The following is a 22,375-nucleotide window of genomic DNA, read 5'->3' on the forward strand; positions in this document are numbered from 1 at the left end:
AGCCTGCCAGGCGATCTCGCCCGGCAGGTTGTTTGTTTTGATTAGTAGACTGTAACTGTGACGTTTTGGCGACCCCAGTTGAGTGCTTCTTGTTGTGAACCAACGAGAAGATCAAGACGGTTACCTTGGATTGCGCCACCACGGTCGAGTACGATTGCTTCACCAATGCCTTCGATGTGCATACGTGTACCGATTGGATATTGCGAAGAAGCTGCTACGATACGCATACCATTGTACGTGATCGTATTTGTAACGTCATAACCGCTTGCTGTCAACGCACGACCGTTGTAGAGTTGGCTACCATTGTTAGATGGATCGTTCGTGTAAGCACTGACGTTCATCGTCACTTTTGTACCTGATTTTGCAGGTGTTGATTGTTTTGTTGCAGTTGCTGGTTGAGCTGCTGCTTTTGGTGCTGGCTTCGCAGCCGGTTGAGCCGCTGGCTTCGCAGCTGGTTGAGCTGCTGGTGCTTTCGCTACGCTACCGAGTGTTGTATATGCACTGTGTACATAGCGTGTTTTACCGTCGATTGTTGTTTTGATCCATGCACCGACTTTACCTTCTACGTTGACTTTTTCACCTTTGTAGAGGTTACCGACATCTTTCGAGCTTGTCGTTGGTTGTGTACGGACATTTAATACTGCCGTAGTAACTGTAGCTTTTTTAAAGTCGAATGAGCCTGCTGCAGACGTATACGCGCCATGGACATAACGTTTTTGACCGTTAATGTGTGTTTGGATCCATGCGCCAGAACGTCCTTCGACATTTAATGTTTGACCTTTATATACATTGCCTACGTCTGCTGATGCAGTTGTAGGTGCTGTGCGTACGTTGAGTACTGGTGTATTTACTGTTACCGTTTCTGAGGCAGCCTCTGTCTCTTGGGCAAATCCTACTGATAGAGCTGTTGCTGCAAGACCGGCAGCGAAAACTGCTTTTTTCATTATTGATGTCCTCCTGACATATGCTGTGTTTACTGTTCCTACTTTACACGGCAAATCTGACTTGTGCGTTTACAGGTCAATGTCATTCGAGTTACAAACTAAGCTTGTATGACAAGAAGATTGCAAAAGAAGGGTTTTTGTCATCGGTAGGACATAATAATTATGAAAAATAGACATTTATAGGTCTTTTGACTTACTTTCGATGAAATATTCGAACAATTTAAAAGGAAAAAGACTTAAATATAGAAACTATGTCATCCTTTTATCGTCTAGTGATGAAAAAGTGAAATAGGTGATATGCAGATCAATACTTGACGATCGTCGTCACACCAAACGCTGTCAGATAGGAACGATGGTACAATTCCTGCATCCAATCGTTAGCGGAAAGCTGAAACGTGCCGTGAATCGTTTGGTACGTTCGTTGTTGAATATTGATGTCAATCGGCTCTACTAGTGGAGCGGACGGTAGATGGTCATGCATGCTGTCATTTTGATTTTCAATGTAGAGTAATTCGAGGACATCTCCTTCTTCCATATAACGCTCTAAGTAAATCATGAACTCCCATTGATCAGCACCATCAATCGTATAAAGGTAAGACATCGTGAATCGTCCTTACTTCAAGGATACATATTCAAGCGGTTCGACTTCATCTACGTATAATCGAGGAAGATCGTCAGGTACATAAAAGGGACGGGAACTAGCTAAGAACGTAAGAGTAGACATAAAGCACCTCCATCAGAAATAAGAAGTCATAAAAAAGTCAGCATTCGCACTCGAATGCTGACTAGATCGTGCATTAGGATAAGAGCGGTTCGTTTGAACCGTGAATGGTATAGTTTTGGACCGTCCGTGAATATTCTAAAAGTAGGACGTCGAGTTCATGGCTAAGTTGCAAAACACGCGGGGAGGTGATGCTGGACTGGTCAGCTTGATGATATAATTCGCTACGTTTGGCTTCAATGGCTAACGTCAATAGTTGTTGTGTCGTCATAGCGGTCTCCCTTACATTGGTGTCGTATCCATATTCTAGCAAGTCCATTTACTAGATGCAACGAGATTTCAGTAAAATTGACGAAATGTAATTTTTTTGTAATTTTGGCGGACACGAATCTTTTGCAACTTTCTATGAGATAATAGGTGCTAAATGCAGAGGAGTTTGGCAAAATAGAGAAGGAACTTCTTCTATAGTAGTAAAGAAAGGGGATGCTCATATGGAGCTCTCATTGTGGTTAGCGTTCGGAGCCGGTTTGTTATCATTCGTCTCTCCGTGTACGTTGCCGCTGTATCCTGTATTTCTCTCCTATATTACAGGAGTGTCGGTCACGGATTTGAAGGAACGAGGGGTACGGGAAAGGCGATCCCTGTTTCACACGTTAGCTTTCCTCGTTGGATTTGCGATGGTCTTCGCTGTGCTCGGACTCTCGACATCCTTGTTCGCAGATGTCTTTATCACATATCGGGATACGTTACGGATGGTCGGGGCACTCGTCATCTTCGTGTTCGGTGTCGTTCTCGTCGGGTTATGGCAACCGACATTCTTGATGCGTGAAAAGAAACTGAATCTTGGGGAACGAAAAGGGGGATACGTCGGAACGGTACTCGTCGGAATCGGTTTTGCGGCTGGTTGGACACCGTGTACAGGTCCGATTCTCGCAGGAGTCATCGGATTAGCTGCGACCAATCCGAGCCAAGGTATGTTCTACATGCTCGCGTACGTCCTTGGGTTCTCGATTCCTTTCTTATTAATGGCATTTTTCGTAGGTCGTTCGCGTCTGTTCGTGCAGTATAGTCTGAAATTAACGAAATTCGGTGGAGCTTTGATGATGGTCTTCGGTGTCATGCTGTATTTTGACGGTCTCAGTAAATTCGCGGCATGGATGAGTGACATCGTCGGATTCACAGGATTTTAATCAAGGAAGTGATCGGATGATTTGGATATCAACTGGGGTAGCGCTCGTCATGGGTTTGCTGATCAGCTTTATTCGCGTGAAGGCATCAGCAAAACCGACGAACGCTAAAAAAATCTTGATCCCACCGTTTGCGATGTCAACGGGAATGCTACAGTTTTTATACCCAGCTTCCCGTCTGACATGGACGGAGGTAGCAGAAGCGTTGCTCATTGGAGCCATCTTCAGTATCTTTTTGATCAAGACATCCAATTTTTATGAAGCGGAAGGGCAGATTTATCTGCAACGTTCGAAAGCGTTTTTCATCGTCTTATTCGGCATCTTATTCATTCGGACGATTGCGAAATTCTTTATCGGAGGGCAAATCGACATCTTCGAGACGGGTGGGATCTTTTATCTCGTCGCCTTCGGTATGATTGCCCCGTGGCGCTTCGCGATGTATCTCAAATTCAAAAAGGTGAAATCGGGCACCGTGTCTGTAGCACATTTACCCCAATAAAAAACCGCTGAAGGTGACTTCGGCGGTTTTTTCGTGCATCCTTCAATTTTGGAAATATAATGCGTAGTCTCGCCAGTCGATGGCGTGCTCCGTCAAAGCTTTTTTCAAGAATTTATGATCGCGTTTCGGCGTCGCAGAAATATACCCTTTGACGACCAGTTCAGATGTCATCTCTGTCGCCCGTTCCTCGAGTGCGAACTGTCCGATCCGCCCGGCAATCTTGCGGCGTGCGACATCACGAAATGCCGATGGGACCGGCATGACGAGAGCGTTCAATAACTCCATCGTCTCATCCGTCCAAAGGTGTCGTGTCTTGTCGATGTACTCATCTTCCCAGTCCATCATCGATTTACCGTCTTCTTTCGGCAACTTCTTGAGGAACTTCCGGAACATGAAAAATCCGCCGATTGCCATGAGTGTAATCATGATAAAGCCCCAGAGCAGAATCCCGTTCATGAACCATTCCATGCGCGACTCATCCCCCTTTCACATCAAATATAGATTAGCATAAATCAGGTGGACGTGCTATGATGAATGACGGAGAAAGTGAGGCGAAAAAATGCTGCAACCATATGTACAATTGGACGAGACCGGACAGCCCCGTAAAGGTGTCTTACCTGAAACAGCGGACGGTCGGATCGTTGAATTCTATTATGATACAAAGGGTGAGGAGATTACAGTCATCTTCGTCACCGTTCCGGCAGAAGATGCGAGCCGGAAGCGTGCGTTTACGGTCGGGAAAACGTTCAAGACGGTCTCGACACTCGAAGACTTCACATTACTTCACTATGAATGGGCAAATGACCAGATTTTTGCGACACTCGAGATGTTCGCGGATGGGTCGAAACGTCAAATCGACGCTTCGAGATTGCTCGACTATTAAAAAAGAAGGAGATGCGGATTGCCGCGTCTCCTTCTTTTGATATTTAAGAAATATGAAGTCGGATGACCTCGTCATGAAGGTCAACCTGTCCACCGATCGGGAACGTAAACAAAGGACTCGTATGTCCAAAATCGACATTCGCAAGGACCGGAATCTGTTTTAGTGATGGGTAAAGTGAAATCAAGTAGCGCAGATGTTCTTCCGTCATCTTCGTCGCGAGTTGGAACCGTCCGAAGACGATCCCACGAATTGTCTCCGCGCCTGGTTGCGCCATCAAAGAGGCGAAATCACGGGCGAACGTCGCTGGGTGGACTTCGTAATCGTCTTCAAGGAACAAGATGGTATCCCGCAAATCAGGGAAGTGCGACGTGCCTTGAAGGAGGTTCAAGGTGCAAAGATTTCCACCGATCAGACGACCGCTCGCTTGTCCCGGAGATAAGAGTATCGGTCCTTTGTTCGGTAACGTGATGACATGTCCGCGATCCGAATCCCGCCAATGAATCGACGGCTTGATTGTAACCGGGTCCGTTGCGAATAAGACTTGTTTGAAATAATCAATCGTATAGGCGTCACGATCACGGAAAGCCCGTAACATTGGTCCAGAGTATGTCACTAAACCTGTATTCGTCAAAATGGCGTGACTGAGCGCCGTGATATCAGAGAAGCCACAAAGAATCTTCGGATGCGTCCGAATCAGTTCATAATCGAGTAAATCGACGAGTTCATTCGTACTGAACCCACCGCGAACGCAAAGGATCGCATCGACGTTCGGATCAGCGAACGCGGCGTGGAGATCTGCAACGCGTAACTCGGGATCACTGGAGCCGAACGGATTGACAGCACGCGCATGTTGACTGATTGAGACGCGTAATCCGAATGATTCGAGTGTCTCGATTGCACCGTCAATGATCTTCAGCTCGACTGTCGAGAGGCTCGAAGCGGGGGCGACTAAACGGACATGAGAACCATCTGTCAGCTTCTTCGGCGTTAAGGTCGGAAGATGAGCGGAAATGATTTCCAATCGGTTACCGAATGGGTCCGTTGTAAAGAAACGACGGCGCGGAGCAAGTCGTGTATCATGCTCAACGGGATAACCGGCGTCTTGCAAGCGATCACTCAATTCTTCAAATGTAGCGACGGTCAATCCGGGATGCGCTTTTTTGGCAGGAGAGAATGGCTCCTCGATGCCGAGGTGAAGCGCTGTACCGTGGTCTTTGAACCAAACACCACCACTTTTTTGAACACCAGCAGGTTTATCGACTTCCTTCATATGTAAAAGCCCGGCATAAAATGCACGGGCGCGATCTTCTTCATTTTTCGGCATAGCGAGTTGGACATGATCTAACATGAAGACACTTCCTTTACGAATGAGATTTAAGCAACGAACTGGGTGATCCGTTTCAGTTCACGCTCAACAAGATTCAAGTAGAAGACACCTTCGATCCGACGATCAAGAGATTGAGCGATTTCATATAAGTTCGTCCGGAGCGCTGCGAGATACGACGCTTCCTCACCAAGGGATTGTCGATGGGCAAATGCATAGTGAGCGAGTAGGAACTGGAGATATCCACGATCGGTTAGGAATGGAATCAACTGTTTTTTCTCCTCCATCAACCAGGTATAGTTTGTGTCGTAATACATCTTCGCATATAAATGATAAGGTTCATCGCCACCGGTAAAGAGTGTTTCACCACGTTTGACTTCTTCAATCAAGCGTTCGCTCCAATCAAAACGTTCTTTTTTGCGACTAAGGAATAATGGCAGGATGTATGGATGAGCCTGATCTGGCATCCGTGAACAACCGCGTTCATGTCGCAGTGCCGCATAAAGAAGTAAGGCGCGATCTTCGAATCCACGTTCGATTGCATATGTCATCCGGCTGAAGGCTTCACAGGATGGGCAATCACTGAGTTCGTCGCTTGGTGCGTCGACCCATTCCGATAAATAGTGATCGGCTTGCTCCTCGTCACCGAGCTTGCTGTAAACCATGAAGCTAATATAGTCGCGTGTGCGCGCGAATCCATGCGCGTCACAAAAATCGATGAATCGGTCAAGATCTTCTTCGAGAAGCGATACCGTCACGTCTTCTTGTTCTGCCATATAGATCAAATAGGACTTATAGTTCCAGTACAAATCAAGTTCTTGTTTTGGAGTCAGTGTCATCTCGTCTTTTCGGATCCATTCCATCAAGAGCGTGAAGGACACGAGAAATGATCGGAAGTGTCCTAGATCAAATTGATTTTGTGAAAACGTCCATAAGGAGAGGAAGCGGAGTGAATCATCAGCTGTTTCCTCAAAGATGGCCCATAAGGCCTCACCGCGTGTAACGGAGGGTTCTTCTTCCTTTAAGCGAAGATATAAAAGATGGAGTTCTTCTTGAGGGTTCATCTGTACCCCTCCTTTCTTATATAAGTATACCACGAGCGTTTTGAGAAATCGCAATTGAGCGAGGACGCAATAAAAAAAGATTCCGAACCGGCTCAATCGCGGTTCGGAATCATTTCAAGTATTTGGGGATGAGTATTAGCTGTCGGATGTAGCAAATCGTGTACTGTATAACTGTTGAGTACTTGATGGAACGCCGCAATGGCATCATCGAAAGCATCACGTGCCGGATCGAGCGAAGGAACTTCACAAATACCTTCTTGCGGATCGAGAAAATGAACGGTTGGTTCAAAGAGTTGTACGACGTCACCTATATGAATTGCATCCGGAGGACCTGCTAAACGGAACCCCCCTCCATGACCACGGACAGAATCAATCAGACCACTCTGTCCCAAGCGATAGACTACTTTCATTAAATGATTCTTAGAAATGTCGTAACAATCCGCTACTTCCTGGATTCGGACTAAACGATCGGGATGGGCTGCTGCGAACAGCAGGGACCGAATCGCATAATCCGTATAACGTGTCATGCGCATTTTCATCACCTACTTAACACATAATATAGGGGGAGACACAAGCATTAGCAACTCTCAATGTGCAAAAAATAAGATGCATTTTAGAGATTGTTTTTGCGGATGGATTCACGCATAATGGACGGTGAAAGGTAGGTTAAATTATGCATTTCGATCAGGCATTACACCTTTTGCAACAGCTCGGTCCATCGATGGAGCAAAAGGGATTGCGGATCGCGACGCGCTTCTATGACTCGCTCGAGGCGACGTACGAAGAAGAATTGCGCGCGCTTCGAGAAGCGGGGGCTCAGGAAGGAACTCGGGCTCTGCGGATTTTACGCCTAAGTCAATTACTGAACCAAATTACCAATCAGCATGAATCGAGTGAACTGTTCAAATTGATTTTATTGAACGAAATCAATCAGACGAAATCGTTTCTGCTGACGTACCCGGACATCATCAGTCATGAAATTTTAAAAGCCGTTCAGATTGAATATGCACTTGAGGAAGATGCTCTTTTGCTTCAAGCATGGTCCATCGTCCATCATCAACTTGTCGATACGTGTCGGCATTTTTGTAAATACCGCCGTGCTGAAAATTGGCGGCAACAAGATATCTTATTGATCGCAGAAGAACATCATCTAGGAGCCGTCATTGATGAAGCAAGGCATGCTCTCTTAAGCGGTCGGAAAACGACCTTATTACATGTCTCAGCTGAAGAACTGGCAGAACGAATGTTAGCAAATGTCCTCTCCTTGACAACGAAAGGCATGATCGTCCACCACATTCGTCAAGAAGGATGGGAACAGCAGATGCAGGAATTCCTGACGATGATCACAGCGAATGATCCGATCGTTTTCGTCAGTGGATCGACGAACTTCATTGCAGACATCCAGCAACGACTCGATCCGCTACCGGTCCTGTTCGGTCCGTTCGTAGCGGCAAATCAATTACCATCTTAACGAGAAAAGCGATGTGTAACGCTCTGACAAAAGTCGGAGCATGACACATCGCTTTTTTAAGCTGATTTCGTTAAGCGTTTCGCGCGTTGAATCGAACGATCGAGTGCGAGATAGACCCCACCTGATACACAGCAGAGCAGTCCGACGAATCCAAGCGCAAAATCACCTTTTCCGGAATCAAGGAATAAGGATCCGAGCAGTGGGGCGGTGACGCCACCGATCAACCACTGAAGACTCGCAGCACCGTTGTACGTTCCGCGGAGATGTTCCGGGGCGATTAAGGCAATGAATGTCATCTGCACAGGGGACATGATCATCTCACCGAGCGTATAGAACGCATAAATCGCAAGCAATACTGTCACGAGCACGACATAACTCGTTCCGAGTGAGAACAGGTAAGACGGCAAGAATGCGAGGAAAATCATGCCGATTCCGAAGATCGAGGCACCAAGCAACATGACTTTTCCGAATGCCTTCCCTGACAAGCGAGCAGCAATCGGGAACTGGAATAAGACGACCATGATTCCGTTGAGTGCCATCAAGTAAGGAAACGGATTTTGTTTCGTCGGTAATCCTGGCAGTGCTTCTTTCAAGAAGACCGGTAACATACTTTCGACGAGGGCAAACCCCATCGAAATGAAGACACCCGCACCGATGAAGATTAAAAAGACGTGATCCTTCCGCAATACAGTGAGCGGTGATACTTTGACTTCGTCTGTCTTTTCGATATACTCCGGTTTCGTTTCTTCGATGAAGAAGTAAAGAACGAGTCCATATAGGAAAAAGACGAAGGCAGCGGAGTAGAAGATGAGCGAACGATCGACGAACAGGACAGCACTTCCGAGAAGTGGTCCGAACGCCGCGCCGACATTATGTCCCATCCGAAGCAGACCGAACGATTCATTCAGGCGTTCTGGTGGTGTGACGTCAGCGACCATCGCGCTTGCTGCCGGATGGAACAGTGAACTCGATAAACCGAGCAACGCGTTCAAAGCGAGCAGCGGTCCGAATGAATCGGCGAACGAGAAACCGATTAGCGCGATGACGTCACCGATGATCGAGAGAACCATCAGTGGTTTTCGACCGAATTTATCAGCGAAGTGGCCACCGAGAACGGCGCCGACGAGTGACATGATCGGTCCAGTCGCCATGATGACGCCGACTAAAAAGTAAGAATCGAGTCTATCCGCGTAATAGAGAACTAAAAATGGTGCAATCATGAACATCATGATCCCGGTGATCGTTTCCCCGACGAACCGGATCCAGATGTTGCGATCAAGCTGTTTGAGTGCATTAAACATAGTGAAAACCCCTTATATTCCGTTTTTAGACAATAGAAAAGACGGATACGCACAAATATGGGCATACCCGTCCAAATATAAGAGGGCAGCATGCACGTATACGCATACGCACACCCTGCTTAATTAAAAATTAAACGATTGGGTGACGTACAGTTGTAGCCGATACAAAGACAGTGTGGACAGATGTCCGGGCTTGATGGAATACCATTGTACGTCTCCTCCTTCTGTAATAGTGAACTTCCTAGTCATCGTAAAGAAGATCGTGATGAATTGTCAACTTTAAATCTGAAAATTGAGTCAATGAAGTGAAATGGACGAGACCTTGAAAATTCGGTATGATAGACTAGTTGCGAAAAAGATTGATCGGACTTTTGAATATATCGGTGAAAGGAACTACCATACATGACAAACATTCTACAAACGGAAGTCGAAAAGCGTCGGATTTTCGGCATCATTTCCCACCCGGATGCGGGTAAGACGACACTAACTGAAAAATTCCTCCTACACGGAGGCGCGATCCGTGAGGCAGGTTCTGTCAAGGCACGGAAAAACTCGAAATTCGCGAAATCGGACTGGATGGAAATTGAAAAACAACGCGGAATCTCTGTTACGTCTTCGGTCATGCAATTCGAATATGATAAAAAAATCGTTTCCATCATGGATACACCGGGTCACTCGGACTTCGGTGAAGATACGTACCGGATTCTGACAGCGGTTGACTCAGCAATCATGGTCATCGATGCGGCGAAAGGGATCGAGTCGCAAACGAAGAAACTTTTCCAAGTCTGTCGAATGCGCGGTATTCCAATCTTTACGTTCATCAACAAGATGGACCGTCAAGCGCGTGATCCGCTCGAATTGATGGAAGAACTCGAAGAAGTCCTCGGTATCCCGTCGGTTGCTGTGACATGGCCAGCTGGTTCAGGTCAACAGTTCGAAGGGGTCTACGACCGCGTCAAAGGACAATTCCACTGCTTCAAAAATGATCGTAAGACGATCGAACTCGGAGAGGAAGGTCTCGCGAACGAAGAACTCGCGACGACGATCAACTCGGAAATGTACGAGACGTTGATGGATGAAGTCGACTTACTCGACGGCGCAGGTAACGAATACGATGAAGAATTGATCGCAAAAGGTGAACTGACTCCGGTCTTCTTCGGATCAGCACTCGTCGATTTTGGTGTCACACCACTTCTTGAACATTACTTGAACTTGTCTCCTTCACCGACACCACGTGAGTCGAACAAAGGAAAAGTCGAGCCGGCGCAAGACTTCTTCAGTGGTTTCGTATTCAAGATTCAAGCGAACATGAACCCGAACCACCGCGACCGGATTGCGTTCGTCCGGATCTGTACAGGTAAGTTCGATCGTGGGATGGACGTCGTCCTGACACGGACAGGCAAGAAGATGAAGCTGTCGCAATCGACACAATTCATGGCGGATGAGCGAGAAACGGTCAACGAAGCGTTCGCAGGAGATGTCATTGGTTTGTATGACTCAGGCAATTATCAAATCGGTGATACGATCACGAACGGTGATCCATCGTTACAATATGAAGCACTCCCAACGTTTGCACCGGAACTCTTCCTGAAGGTCTACACGAAAAACGCCTTGAAGTCGAAACAGTTCCAAAAAGGTGTCGAACAGCTTGCGCAAGAAGGTGCGATCCAGGTCTACAAGACGGAATACAACGAAATCATCCTCGGAGCGATCGGACAACTCCAATTCGAAGTCTTCGAGCACCGGCTCAAAGGTGAGTATGGCGTTGACATCTTGAAGGATGCCGCGAACTTCCAAGTCGCGAAGTGGATCAAGCCAGCAGAAGTCGCTGCTGTCAAAAAATTGACGGATTCACGGACGGTTCTTGTCTATGACCGCTGGGAGAATGCCGTTCTGTTATTTGCGAATGATTTCGTCTACGAGCGATTCGTTCAGAAAAACGAAGGAACGATCACATTGGTCGATTCACCGCAACAACTCTAAGTTTTTGACGGACTACTTTTCGAAGTGGTCCGTTTTTTCGTTCCTGAAATCTCGTTTGATGGCAAGCGAACAAGGGTAAAAACAGAGCGAGTTTGAATTCATATGAAAAAGGAAGGTGTCATGTGATGGCGAAACGGTTTGTTGGGATTTATCAGGATCAATCGAGTCTGGAACGAAAAATTGAAGAATTGAAACAGCAAGGACATCATGATTCGGACTTTTCTGTCGTCGGTCGAGATGACGCGGCAGACGAAGCATCGGGTGCAAGTTGGATTGATCAAGTCAAATCAACGTTCTCTAAAGAACCACCGCTCCGTGAGACATTAAAACGTGTCGGACATTCGGACGATGAGGCAGAACGGCATTACGCGGAAGTCGAGCGTGGCGGTCTTGCACTGTTCGTCAAGGATCGAGATCACGACCACGACCATGATCATGACCACGATCACCATCACCATCATGACCATGAGCATCATCATAACCATGACCACGATCATCGGCACGATGATAATAAAGTCGAAAATCCAGGAAACAACGCCTATGAAGCCAATCACCGTGAGGAAAGTGAGAAGAGCGACCGGGCGAAATGGAAAGCCGACGATATCGACTAATACCTAGAAGTGAAGACGCCATATTGGTGATCTTCACTTTTTTTCGTATCCGAAGTCGCTGGGGAGGATATGTGAGGAATCGAGGTGCTATACTGAGAGCATCGAAGAGGTGATAATACATGAAAAAAATAATGACAGCTTTGGCAGGCATTGGTCTCGCGACTGCCTGGTTCATCAACCGATACCCGGTGTTCGGAAATCGACCAAGCCGTGCGGAACGACTGAGTTTTGAACGATCAGATCGCTTTGTTGACGGGAAATTCAAAAATGAGATGGACTTCCAGTTGAAAATGGAATGGGACTCGATGAAAAGTATTTTAAAGGACTACGGACGAAACATTCCAAATCTGCGTCCTGTCAAAGCGCTGCCGACGCTTCCATATCAGCGACGGCAAGACGATAGTGAGGTACCACGTGTGACATGGTTTGGACATTCGGCGTTTTTACTTGAACTCGATGGACAAACGATTTTCTTTGATCCGATGCTCGGTCGCGCACCGTCGCCATTCCCGAAACTGGGAGGGGGACGGTTTCAAACGACACAGAAAGTTGACCTTGAACGCCTTCCGTTGATTGATGTCGTCGTCTATTCACACGACCATTATGATCATCTGGACTATCCATCCGTCCTTGCCTTAAAAAATCGAGTCGGTCGCTTCATCGTGCCGCTCGGTGTTGGGAGTCGTCTCCGTGGATGGGGCGTCTCGGCGGAGCGAATCACGGAACTCGACTGGCATGAATCGACGCAAGTCGGTGGCATTAAGCTGACAGCGGCTCCATCGCGCCATTATTCAGGACGAAATGGTTTTGATCAATTTTCGACGCTATGGGCATCATGGGTCATCGAAGGCTCGCAAAAGGTCTTCTTTAGTGGCGATAGTGGGTATGGTCCGCATTTCAAAGCAATTGGTGAACAATATGGTCCGTTTGATCTGACGATGATGGAATGTGGGCAGTATGATGTCCGTTGGTCCAACTCGCATATGTTACCGGAACAAACGGTTCAAGCTCATCGTGATGTCAAAGGTCGTGTCCTGATGCCGATTCACTGGTCTGCCTTCATCCTCGCGTTTCATGCGTGGTTCGAACCGGTCGAACGGTTGCTCAAGGAAGCAAAACGCGATGAGATTCCGGTTCTGACACCAATGATTGGGGAGAGTGTGACACCCGAGAGCACGACACGGAAATGGTGGCGGGAAGTGCGTTGAGTAAAATAGCTTTTTGATTTTAATTGAATGAAATGATAAAAAAGTAGCCTTTTCGAATCACATCGAAAAGGCTACTTTTTTAGATGAATAAACAGACGAGATGTTCATCCTCGACTCTTACAGGAAAGCGAGAACGATGAAATCGTCCGGTCGTACAATACCATTTAGCTTGCCAATCGATCCGCTTGTTTCGCGCGACGAGAACGTACTTTTTCGATGATCTCGAAACCGAGCACAAGCATCGTTCCGACGAGTAATCCATTACTGAGGAACGGACGAAGCGTCAAAGGCAGGACTTCAGCGATGACGGTTGATTGTAACAAGATACTGATGCCGATGACGGCACTGATCGCAAACGCATGGCGGCGGCGACTGTTCTCCATGTTACTTTCAGCAGACTGCCAAGCAATCAGGAACATGTGCGGCAATGTCGCAAGCAACGCGGCACTCGCAACGCTCCGCGGTAAGGTCGCGATGATCCCGATCAAGCTTGGGAAGAAACCAATCAGTGCGATGACGAGCGAGGCAATCAAGAACGGACGACGTTTCCGGCTTCCTGTTTGCGCGATGAACCCGCTCGTAATGGGTAAAGGCACCGGTACAAGCGTCGAGAAAGTAGCGGCGAGTAAATGAATGACGCCTTCGATGGATAACCCTTGATGCAGACGTCCTTGTTTTTGAAGCGTTGCTTCGACGGCACTTAAAGCGGCAATTAAATTGACGACAAGCAAGATCGCGAACGGAATCGCGACAAGGAATGCACTGCCGTCAAACTGTGGCCATCCAAACGGTAACGCTTGCGGTGGTGCGAACAAACTAGACGACGTAGGAAGTGACGGACGGCTGACAAGCCAACCGACGATGATCCCGATCATCAAGGCGAACGGACGTAAGCGACTCGGTCCGAATTGGCTGAGTCCGAGCACAAGTAAGAACGTAATGATCCCGGCGAGCCGTGTTGCCTCGACGGCGAGGACGGCACCAAGCATGACGCCTGTCAATTGAATACATAATAAGAGCAAAAACGTTCCGCTGACGAGCGGTGTGAAGACGGGTAATAAGTACTTCGTCCATCCTGTCAAACCAAGGATGATGAGGACGATACCGGCAATGACGACGGCTGCCATCGCGATCGTAAAGGCCGTTTTTGAATCGACCGGTAGTGCGGCGATGACGACGAAGATGCTGACCCATGATCCGGCAGGTCCCGATACGATCGGAAGCCGGTGGCCGAAGGCTCCGTGTAGGAAACAGGCAATCCCGCCTACAAAGAACGACCGTTGGACAAGAGCAGCTGTTTCGACTGATGAGAGGTCGAACAGACTGGCGACGACGATTGGTAAAGCAATCGTGTTCGCGAGTAAAAAGACGATCCACTGTAAGGTAGAAGTCGTTTGTTTCATGAAAAAGCTCCTTTCTTAAACTTCAGATATTCCTGCATCATAGCATATGATTGATGTTATGATTCATATATCTTTATACATGAAAACATATGAAAGAGATGATGAATATGGATTTACGCCAGTATCGCTATTTTTGTGCGGTCGTCGAGGAACAATCCGTCACGCGGGCAGCGGAGCGCTTACGGATGGCACAACCTGCCTTGACGCAACAAATCCGACGAATGGAAGAAGAGTTAAGCGTTCGCCTAATCGAGCGGGCAGGGCGCGGAATCCGGATCACACCAAGCGGCAACCGCTTATATGAACGGGCGGTTTCATTGCTACAGTTTGAGCAGGAGACACGAATGGAATTAAGCGACATCGAAGCCGGACGAACAGGAATTTTGCGGATTGGTGTCAACACGTTATCAGCCAGTCGGCTTGTTGACTGGATCGAACAGATGAAACGACGACATCCTGGTATTATCTTACAAGTTCACCAAGGAGAATCGAGTGCGCTCATCGAACGGTTAAAAGAGCGGTCGCTTGATGCAGCGTTGGTCCGTTTGCCGATTGATGCGCAAGGCGTCTCGATTGAATGGATGGAGGAAGAACTGTTTCATCAAGTCTGGCATCCTGATCATCCGACAGCGGATCTCATCATTCCAAGTCAGGAAGGGCTTGGTGTCTTTCAGACATTAAGTCAACGGCTCGGTGTCGTATCGCAAGAGACGTGTTCTGACGTCTTGACACTAATCGGACTCGTTCGGAAAGGGAAGGCTGTGACCGTATTGCCGGAGAGTACGTTGCGGGAACTGGACACGGCAGGACTGCATCAGACATACCTGTCAGGTGCAGCAAGTACGACAGCCTTCGTCTGGTTGACGGAGACGGGACCGACGACATTGACAAAACAATTCATTGAAATCATGCAAGAAACAGTAGATTAATTAAATGGACAGGAAAGAAAGGAACGATCGTATGAAAATGATTCAAGGCACATATGGGGAAGCAAAGATTTTCACGGACAACGTCGACGAACTGACGATTAAGCAAGTAACAGCCATGTTGGAGGAACAATTTGCGACAGATAGTCGCGTTCGGATCATGCCGGATTGTCACGCTGGAAAAGGATCCGTCATCGGAACGACGATGCATGTGACGGACGAGGTCGTACCGAATCTCGTCGGTGTCGATATCGGTTGCGGCATGTTATGTACACGACTTGCTGAACAAGAACCAATCGATTATGCGAAACTTGACGCGACGATTCAGCGTCTCGTTCCAAGTGGCATGTCGGTACGCCAGCAAGCCCATCCATTGTCAGAACAGGTACCGTTTGATCAAGTACTTGCACCGTTTAACGAGACACGGGCACGATTATCAATCGGTACGCTTGGTGGAGGGAATCATTTCATCGAACTGAACCAGGATGCAGCAGGACAGCGCTATCTCGTGATTCATTCCGGCAGTCGCAACCTTGGGAAGACGATCGCTGAACATTATCAGGCAGAAGCCGAGACGGCACGCTTCCAATTTGATGCGGGTCAAATCATTGAGGAATTAAAGCAGCAGGGGCGCGAATCGGATATTCAGGCGACCTTGCAGCAATTGAAGGAAAAACGATCTACGTTTAACAAAGATTTAGCATCTGTTTCCGGAGAAACGATGGAGCGTTACCTCCATGATCTTAAGATCGCCCAACGATACGCAGCATTAAACCGTCAAGCGATGACCGAAGTCATTTTCGAGGCGATGGGATGGACGGTAGTAGATCAGTTCGATACGATCCACAACTACATTGATCTTGATGCGATGATTTTAAGAAAAGGTGCCATCTCTGCGAAAGCCGGCGAGCGGGCAATCATTCCGATGAACATGCGCGATGGCTCCTTGATCGTCGTCGGAAAAGGAAACCCGGATTGGAATTATTCCGCGCCACACGGAGCAGGACGCATCATGTCACGATCTAAAGCGTTCAAAACAGTTGAACTCGATGCATTCGAAAAGACGATGACCGATGTCTGGTCAAGTTCTGTCGTCGCGTCGACGCGTGACGAGTCGCCTTTCGTCTATAAACCGATGGACGAAATCATTCGCAATACGAAAGAAACGGTCGATGTCGTCGAGATCATTAAACCGCTATACAACTTTAAGGCAAAGTGATGTCAGGGTGTTTTCAAAAGGGGAGGATAGTGTATGCGCTATAAGAGAAACATGGCGATCCTATTTTCGAGTGTATTTTTAAGTGTAGGATGTACGGATGAGGCGGTCACGACGGAACAGAAAAAAGTAGAAGTCAAAACTACTACTCATACGAATCAGAAGACAAAACATCCTATCTTACATCCTGTTCAGTATGAAAAGCTGTTCAAGTACATGGATGAACACCTGAAGATGGATCAATTTCAGTTGCAGGCAAGTACGATAGGTTCAGATTTCACGGCTGTAGATCGATCATTGAGTTTTGGGAAGAGACGTTGGTTAACCGTTGACGGAACGATAGACACACCGTCGACATAAGAGACACTTTATTTTGAAAATCAAAAACAAGATACGCGGTTAGCGATCCATCTTACTTATATAGATCGATACATAGGCAATGACGTGATGCAGTATCAATCAAGTGATGGCTACAAAGGGCTGAATCAAAAGCTATCGAATCAGTCTGATCTTATCATCATCAGCTACAAAAACATCCTCATATCCGTGCAACAAAATGCTTTATATAAAGTCGATCCTGACACGACGCAGGAGGCAGCAAAACAGGTGATTCACGAATTAAAAAACGTTCCCGTTTAAAACGAGAACGTAAAGAAGACAACTTTGATTTGATTAGACTGCACCATCCGGTAATGTCTCACCTGTCCGGCGAATCGTCGCTCCGAGTTCAGCGGCGATCGCATTGACGGCTTCTGAATCTTCGTTGACTTCACTGATCAAGATGACACCGTAATGGTCGGGATCAATCTGATTCAGCGTCCGGTTGAATAAATCAAACGATTCCCGTTCGTTCTTTTCATCCCGGTTCGCACCGATCAAATAACCAGCAACGGAACCGACGAGCATACCGAACGGACCTCCGACGACACCGATCGCCATGCCGATCAATGAGCCTTTGAAGGATTGGTCCTGTTGCGTGAAGTCAATGGCATCGATGAAAGAGAAGCCCTCTGCTTCGTCACGTTTTGCGAGAACCATCTGATCCATGTCGATTTCCTTGATTGCCTCGAGATCCTTAATCATCGCAAAGCCTGTTTTTGCTTTTTCTAAATCACTAAAAATGATTGTCGTAATAACGTGCGTTGCATCGCTTTTATATTTCGCCATAATAAACGCCTCCACAATAATCGGATATCATACTACACTTTTTAAGTACCCTGAACATTCTAAATGAAAACGCATGACTGGAAATATAGCAAGAACAGGACAACAGAATAATTTTCTAATATCGGCAATAAGTAAAACTTATCGAAAGTCTTTTGTTCTTTCAAATTGTAACGGAATCCATATTATACTATGATAGAACTGTACAAGTAAGCGGTATCAGGGGCTTGATGTCGTGAACACTTAAAGGGGGAATCACCATGAAGCAAACAGATGTGTCGCAAGATGTCTTTGGCGCACGCCGTTCGTTTGAAGCAAACGGTAAGAATTATCAGTACTACAGTCTTGAAAAATTGGAAGAACTCGGATTGACGGAAGTCAAACGCCTTCCATATTCGATTCGTGTCTTACTCGAGTCAGTACTTCGTCAACAAGATGGTCGTTCGATCACACGTGAACACGTCGAGAACTTGGCGAAATGGGGAACAGCTCAAGTTTCGAATGATGTCGACGTTCCGTTCAAACCGTCACGCGTCATCCTTCAAGACTTCACAGGTGTTCCAACGGTCGTTGACCTCGCATCACTTCGTAAAGCGATGCAAGATCTCGGTGGAGACCCATCGGTCATCAACCCAGAAGTACCAGTCGACCTCGTCGTTGACCACTCGGTTCAAGTCGATGCTTACGGTTTTGCTGGAGCACTTGCAGAAAACATGGATCTTGAATTCGAGCGTAACGAAGAGCGTTACAAATTGCTTCGCTGGGCAACGTCAGCATTTGATAACTACCGTGCCGTACCACCAGCAACAGGAATCGTTCACCAAGTCAACCTCGAGTACTTGGCATCTGTCGTCCTTGAAAAGGAAACAGCAGACGGTACAGTTGATGTCTATCCGGACACACTCGTCGGAACAGACTCACACACGACGATGATCAACGGTCTCGGCGTCCTCGGTTGGGGAGTCGGTGGGATTGAAGCGGAAGCGGGCATGCTCGGACAGCCGTCATTCTTCCCAGTACCTGAAGTCATCGGTGTTCGCATCACAGGTGAGATGCACCCAGGAACGACAGCAACAGACGTCGCGCTCCGTGTAACGGAAATGCTCCGTCAAGAGAACGTCGTTGGTAAATTCGTCGAGTTCTTCGGTCCATCACTCCACTTGATGTCACTTTCTGACCGGGCAACAATCGCGAACATGGCTCCAGAATACGGCGCGACATGTGGATTCTTCCCAGTTGATACAGAGACATTGACGTACCTTCGTCTGACAGGTCGCGATGAAGCATTGATCGAAAAAGTCGAGAACTACTCGAAAGCAAACGGTTTGTTCTACACGCCACAAAACGAAGATCCAACATTCACGAAAACGGTCGAACTCGATCTTTCGACGATCGTTCCTGCGCTTGCTGGACCAAAACGTCCACAAGACCGGATTGATTTGACGGATGTCCATACATCATTCAAAAAAGCGTTGACGGCTCCACAAGGAAACGCTGGATTTGGTCTTGCAGAAGAAGAAGCGAACAAAGTCGCAGTCGTTCAGTTCGAAGACGAAGCGGTTGAGATGCGTACTGGTGATGTGGCGATTGCTGCGATCACGAGCTGTACGAACACTTCAAATCCTTACGTCATGATCGGTGCGGGACTCGTCGCGAAAAAAGCGATCGAACTCGGTCTTTCGGTTCCGAAATACGTCAAGACATCACTTGCGCCAGGATCGAAGGTCGTTACGGATTACCTCGAGAAATCAGGACTCCAAACGTACCTTGACGAACTCGGCTTCAACACGGTCGGTTACGGCTGTACGACATGTATCGGGAACTCTGGTCCACTCGACCGCGCTGTCGAAGATGCGATCCTTGGTTCAGACTTGCTCGTTTCGTCTGTCCTCTCAGGAAACCGTAACTTCGAAGGTCGTGTCCACCCGCTCGTCAAAGCGAACTACTTGGCTTCACCGCCACTCGTCGTCGCGTATGCCCTTGCAGGAACAGTCGACGTCGATATCATGAACGCGTCACTCGGGACAGGCAAAGACGGACAAGAAGTCTTCTTCGCTGACATCTGGCCTTCACGTGATGAGATCCAAACGATCATCAACACGGTCGTCACACCAGAAAGCTTCCGCGCAGAATACGATTCAGTCTTCACAGGAAACGAACGTTGGAACAACCTTGACGTGCCAACAGGGGATCAGTACGACTTCGATGGTGAGTCGACGTACATCCAAAACCCACCGTTCTTCGAGAACCTCGCGAAGGAAGCGGGTCAAGTCGAAGCCCTCAACGGACTCCGTGTCTTCGGTAAGTTCGCTGACTCGGTCACGACGGACCACATCTCACCAGCTGGTTCATTCTCAAAAACGACGCCAGCCGGTCAATACCTCGTCAACAAAGGGGTTGCACCAAAAGACTTCAACTCATACGGTTCACGTCGTGGTAACCACGAAATCATGATGCGCGGAACGTTCGCGAACATCCGCATCCGTAACCAAGTCGCACCAGGTACAGAAGGTGGCTTCACGACGTACTGGCCAACAGGCGAAACGATGGCGATGTACGATGCTGCGATGAAGTACAAAGAAGATGGCACAGGTCTCGTCATCCTCGCTGGTAAAGATTACGGTATGGGTTCTTCACGTGACTGGGCAGCAAAAGGAACGAACTTGCTCGGCGTTAAAGCCGTCATCGCGGAGAGCTTCGAGCGGATCCACCGTTCAAACCTCGTCATGATGGGTGTTCTTCCACTTCAATACGTGGCAGGCACAACAGCTGAAACACTTGGTCTAACAGGTGAAGAAGCGATCAGTATCGCAATCGATGAGTCTGTTCGTCCACGTGACATCGTTAAAGTCACGGCAACAGCGGCAGACGGAAAAGTCACTGAATTCGAAGCGATTGCTCGTTTCGACTCAGAAGTCGACATCGATTACTACCGTCACGGCGGGATCCTTCCAATGGTCCTTCGTGAGCGTCTCCAACAAGCATAAGTTGTCTAATCAAAGGTGGGGGAAACCCCACCTTTTTTTGACGAGAGGAGGAATTCGATGAATCGATTCAAGAAGTGGTTTCAACCGAAGGAAGATCGACCGTTGCCGATGCGTGACGTGACGCTTGATGAAGTCAAACAAGCGACGCATGCGTTTGAATCTGAACTACCGAAAGGGACGAATCGGACAGTGCTTCTAGATAATGAGCAGCGGATCGACCTGAAACAGCTGGAGCCGTATTTGAAAGCACGCTCGACACAAGTGTTTTACATGTCGCGTGAGACATTCACCATCATGGAAGCAAAAGACCGGGAACTCGTCTATGAGATGGATCATGTCCAGGTTGCTGTCGATCGCTATTTTGACCGGGTGAAAAAACTTCCGTTAAAACCGTATAGCAAAACGTTTCAAGTCGACTGTGCGATGTTGTTTCAGGATGGCTATTTACGTGAAATGCCACATCATAGTTATTACTTGGTCGATGAGTCGATGATCGTCTCGTTGACGCCGAAGAAAGCGTAAACGTAATCAAGGGTGGACCGAATTCATTCGGTTCGCCTTTTTTTGTCGTCCTGAACGTTTTCTGATTTGTTCAAAAGTCTGACGAATTTACTCAGAAATCGTGAAATCTTGGACAAACCCTTTGTATTTCCCCTTTAAAACCGATACGATGATAGGGAATAGAGACTTGAGCTAGGAAGGTGTACATGGCATGACGAAACGAACGAGCACGTGGATTGCAGTAGCAATCGTGGCAATGGCGATCCTCCTTGCCTACAATTTTTATCTCTTGAACAAGACGCAGACCGCTAGCGATGAAAAAGCCGCAACGGTCAAACCGTTTTATACGATGACACGCATTCAATATGTCGAGAAGAAACTCGCAACGAAAAAAGATGAGCTCGAAGCCCGGACATATGAAGTCGTGTTTGACGACAAAGGGCATTTTCGGACAGAAGTCGTAGACGGACCGTCAAAAGGATCGCTTGCGATCTGGAACGGCACAATGTTCCGTGAGTATGATGCGACAGGGAAGTTAGTCAATGAGACGAAAGCAGGCAAAAGCGTCAGTGCGCCGCGTCCATTCCTCTCTCGAGGATTCAATGAACAGATTCTCGCCTTCATTAAAAAAGGAGACTTTGGACAAGTCGAGGGAGAAGCAGACATTGCAGGGATGGCTGCGGACGTTTACGTGAAAAAAGAACCATCGAGCACGGTTCCTGAAGAATGGATCAAACAGTATCCATCGATCTTCGATAAAGAAAACAACCAGGAACAAGCGACGTATTATGTCGCATCTGACCGTTCGAAAGTCCTCGGTGCCGAATCACGCAATAATGGTAAATTGTTCTACTCTGTCAAGATGAAGAGTTTTGAGACAATTGATACGTTCGATAAGGAATGGCTAAAAGCAAAATAAACAAGAAACGACCGGCGATGACGCTACGAAACGGTAGCGGACAAAGTCGGTTTTTTCGAGACG

At 47.6% G+C, this 22,375-nt stretch carries 24 protein-coding genes; 14 read left to right on the forward strand and 10 right to left on the reverse strand.

Annotated features, from left to right (window positions below):
- Window positions 1–41: 41 nt before the first annotated feature.
- From Q9R23_RS02275 to Q9R23_RS02285, 3 genes are all read right to left on the reverse strand, one after another.
- Window positions 42–944, reverse strand: a complete 903-nt coding sequence (locus Q9R23_RS02275; protein WP_035408692.1) for an SH3 domain-containing protein — start codon at window positions 942–944, stop codon at window positions 42–44.
- A gap of 304 nt (window positions 945–1,248) precedes the next feature.
- Entirely contained in the window at window positions 1,249–1,545 is a 297-nt protein-coding gene (locus tag Q9R23_RS02280) for a hypothetical protein (RefSeq protein ID WP_290755530.1), read from the reverse strand.
- Between the two features lie 196 nt (window positions 1,546–1,741).
- The gene (locus Q9R23_RS02285) at window positions 1,742–1,936 is read right to left on the reverse strand and encodes an aspartyl-phosphate phosphatase Spo0E family protein (RefSeq protein WP_290755531.1); all 195 of its coding nucleotides are present in this window, start codon (window positions 1,934–1,936) and stop codon (window positions 1,742–1,744) included.
- A gap of 220 nt (window positions 1,937–2,156) precedes the next feature.
- Between Q9R23_RS02285 and Q9R23_RS02290 the strand changes: the two genes are divergently transcribed.
- Together Q9R23_RS02290 and Q9R23_RS02295 are read left to right on the forward strand one after the other, a co-directional pair.
- Window positions 2,157–2,855 carry a cytochrome c biogenesis CcdA family protein gene (locus Q9R23_RS02290; protein ID WP_035408688.1) on the forward strand — a complete coding sequence of 233 codons (699 nt, stop codon included), beginning with the start codon at window positions 2,157–2,159 and terminating at the stop codon, window positions 2,853–2,855.
- A 16-nt stretch (window positions 2,856–2,871) separates the two neighbouring features.
- Window positions 2,872–3,351, forward strand: coding sequence for a CcdC family protein (locus Q9R23_RS02295; RefSeq protein ID WP_214855384.1), 480 nt, complete (start codon window positions 2,872–2,874; stop codon window positions 3,349–3,351).
- Window positions 3,352–3,393: 42 nt separating this feature from the next.
- Here Q9R23_RS02295 and Q9R23_RS02300 read toward each other — a convergent pair whose 3' ends face one another.
- Window positions 3,394–3,819, reverse strand: coding sequence for a DUF2621 family protein (locus Q9R23_RS02300; RefSeq protein WP_035408684.1), 426 nt, complete (start codon window positions 3,817–3,819; stop codon window positions 3,394–3,396).
- Window positions 3,820–3,910: 91 nt separating this feature from the next.
- Between Q9R23_RS02300 and Q9R23_RS02305 the strand changes: the two genes are divergently transcribed.
- On the forward strand, window positions 3,911–4,234 hold the full coding sequence (locus tag Q9R23_RS02305) for a hypothetical protein (protein WP_023467783.1): 324 nt from the start codon (window positions 3,911–3,913) through the stop codon (window positions 4,232–4,234).
- 43 nt (window positions 4,235–4,277) lie between these two features.
- On the opposite strand, the gene Q9R23_RS02310 is transcribed toward Q9R23_RS02305, so the two are convergent.
- The 3 genes from Q9R23_RS02310 to Q9R23_RS02320 form a co-directional block, all read right to left on the reverse strand.
- On the reverse strand, window positions 4,278–5,582 hold the full coding sequence (locus Q9R23_RS02310; protein WP_311246332.1) for a VOC family protein: 1,305 nt from the start codon (window positions 5,580–5,582) through the stop codon (window positions 4,278–4,280).
- Window positions 5,583–5,608: 26 nt separating this feature from the next.
- On the reverse strand, window positions 5,609–6,622 hold the full coding sequence (locus Q9R23_RS02315; RefSeq protein ID WP_290755537.1) for a hypothetical protein: 1,014 nt from the start codon (window positions 6,620–6,622) through the stop codon (window positions 5,609–5,611).
- A 92-nt stretch (window positions 6,623–6,714) separates the two neighbouring features.
- A complete protein-coding gene (locus Q9R23_RS02320) occupies window positions 6,715–7,155 on the reverse strand; it encodes an RrF2 family transcriptional regulator (protein WP_311246333.1) in 441 nt (146 codons plus the stop codon).
- Window positions 7,156–7,295: 140 nt separating this feature from the next.
- Between Q9R23_RS02320 and Q9R23_RS02325 the strand changes: the two genes are divergently transcribed.
- Window positions 7,296–8,093, forward strand: a complete 798-nt coding sequence (locus tag Q9R23_RS02325; RefSeq protein WP_214855391.1) for a hypothetical protein — start codon at window positions 7,296–7,298, stop codon at window positions 8,091–8,093.
- Window positions 8,094–8,149: 56 nt separating this feature from the next.
- Here Q9R23_RS02325 and Q9R23_RS02330 read toward each other — a convergent pair whose 3' ends face one another.
- A complete protein-coding gene (locus Q9R23_RS02330) occupies window positions 8,150–9,394 on the reverse strand; it encodes an MDR family MFS transporter (protein WP_214855393.1) in 1,245 nt (414 codons plus the stop codon).
- A gap of 402 nt (window positions 9,395–9,796) precedes the next feature.
- Here Q9R23_RS02330 and Q9R23_RS02335 point away from each other — a divergent pair, with 402 nt between their 5' ends.
- The 3 genes from Q9R23_RS02335 to Q9R23_RS02345 all read left to right on the forward strand — a co-directional run bounded on the left by Q9R23_RS02335 (window position 9,797) and on the right by Q9R23_RS02345 (window position 13,196).
- Window positions 9,797–11,377, forward strand: coding sequence for a peptide chain release factor 3 (locus Q9R23_RS02335; protein WP_290772404.1), 1,581 nt, complete (start codon window positions 9,797–9,799; stop codon window positions 11,375–11,377).
- 125 nt (window positions 11,378–11,502) lie between these two features.
- Window positions 11,503–11,988 carry a YflT domain-containing protein gene (locus tag Q9R23_RS02340; protein WP_311246334.1) on the forward strand — a complete coding sequence of 162 codons (486 nt, stop codon included), beginning with the start codon at window positions 11,503–11,505 and terminating at the stop codon, window positions 11,986–11,988.
- Window positions 11,989–12,107: 119 nt separating this feature from the next.
- Window positions 12,108–13,196, forward strand: coding sequence for an MBL fold metallo-hydrolase (locus Q9R23_RS02345; RefSeq protein ID WP_311246335.1), 1,089 nt, complete (start codon window positions 12,108–12,110; stop codon window positions 13,194–13,196).
- Between the two features lie 164 nt (window positions 13,197–13,360).
- Here the strand turns inward: Q9R23_RS02345 and Q9R23_RS02350 are convergent, their stop codons facing one another.
- Complete coding sequence (locus tag Q9R23_RS02350) at window positions 13,361–14,599, reverse strand: purine/pyrimidine permease (RefSeq protein WP_214855402.1); 1,239 nt, start codon at window positions 14,597–14,599, stop codon at window positions 13,361–13,363.
- 107 nt (window positions 14,600–14,706) lie between these two features.
- Between Q9R23_RS02350 and Q9R23_RS02355 the strand changes: the two genes are divergently transcribed.
- The 4 genes from Q9R23_RS02355 (at window position 14,707) to Q9R23_RS02370 (ending at window position 17,380) form a co-directional block, all read left to right on the forward strand.
- Window positions 14,707–15,528 carry a LysR family transcriptional regulator gene (locus Q9R23_RS02355; protein WP_290782089.1) on the forward strand — a complete coding sequence of 274 codons (822 nt, stop codon included), beginning with the start codon at window positions 14,707–14,709 and terminating at the stop codon, window positions 15,526–15,528.
- 31 nt (window positions 15,529–15,559) lie between these two features.
- On the forward strand, window positions 15,560–16,744 hold the full coding sequence (locus Q9R23_RS02360) for an RtcB family protein (protein WP_311246336.1): 1,185 nt from the start codon (window positions 15,560–15,562) through the stop codon (window positions 16,742–16,744).
- Between the two features lie 33 nt (window positions 16,745–16,777).
- Entirely contained in the window at window positions 16,778–17,101 is a 324-nt protein-coding gene (locus Q9R23_RS02365; RefSeq protein WP_290782091.1) for a hypothetical protein, read from the forward strand.
- A gap of 87 nt (window positions 17,102–17,188) precedes the next feature.
- Window positions 17,189–17,380 carry a hypothetical protein gene (locus Q9R23_RS02370; RefSeq protein ID WP_290782093.1) on the forward strand — a complete coding sequence of 64 codons (192 nt, stop codon included), beginning with the start codon at window positions 17,189–17,191 and terminating at the stop codon, window positions 17,378–17,380.
- 33 nt (window positions 17,381–17,413) lie between these two features.
- Here the strand turns inward: Q9R23_RS02370 and Q9R23_RS02375 are convergent, their stop codons facing one another.
- On the reverse strand, window positions 17,414–17,908 hold the full coding sequence (locus tag Q9R23_RS02375; RefSeq protein ID WP_311246337.1) for a hypothetical protein: 495 nt from the start codon (window positions 17,906–17,908) through the stop codon (window positions 17,414–17,416).
- 257 nt (window positions 17,909–18,165) lie between these two features.
- Here Q9R23_RS02375 and acnA point away from each other — a divergent pair, with 257 nt between their 5' ends.
- The 3 genes from acnA to Q9R23_RS02390 all read left to right on the forward strand — a co-directional run bounded on the left by acnA (window position 18,166) and on the right by Q9R23_RS02390 (window position 22,312).
- Window positions 18,166–20,892, forward strand: coding sequence for an aconitate hydratase AcnA (gene acnA, locus Q9R23_RS02380; protein ID WP_035408655.1), 2,727 nt, complete (start codon window positions 18,166–18,168; stop codon window positions 20,890–20,892).
- A 57-nt stretch (window positions 20,893–20,949) separates the two neighbouring features.
- Window positions 20,950–21,414: a DUF3939 domain-containing protein gene (locus Q9R23_RS02385; RefSeq protein ID WP_311246338.1), complete on the forward strand. Its 465-nt coding sequence runs from the start codon at window positions 20,950–20,952 to the stop codon at window positions 21,412–21,414.
- Window positions 21,415–21,604: 190 nt separating this feature from the next.
- Window positions 21,605–22,312, forward strand: a complete 708-nt coding sequence (locus Q9R23_RS02390) for a hypothetical protein (protein ID WP_214855415.1) — start codon at window positions 21,605–21,607, stop codon at window positions 22,310–22,312.
- The last annotated feature ends 63 nt before the right edge of the window (window positions 22,313–22,375 follow it).

The sequence above is a fragment of the Exiguobacterium sp. BRG2 genome (assembly GCF_031844245.1).
In the GTDB taxonomy this organism is placed as follows: Bacteria; Bacillota; Bacilli; order Exiguobacteriales; family Exiguobacteriaceae; genus Exiguobacterium_A.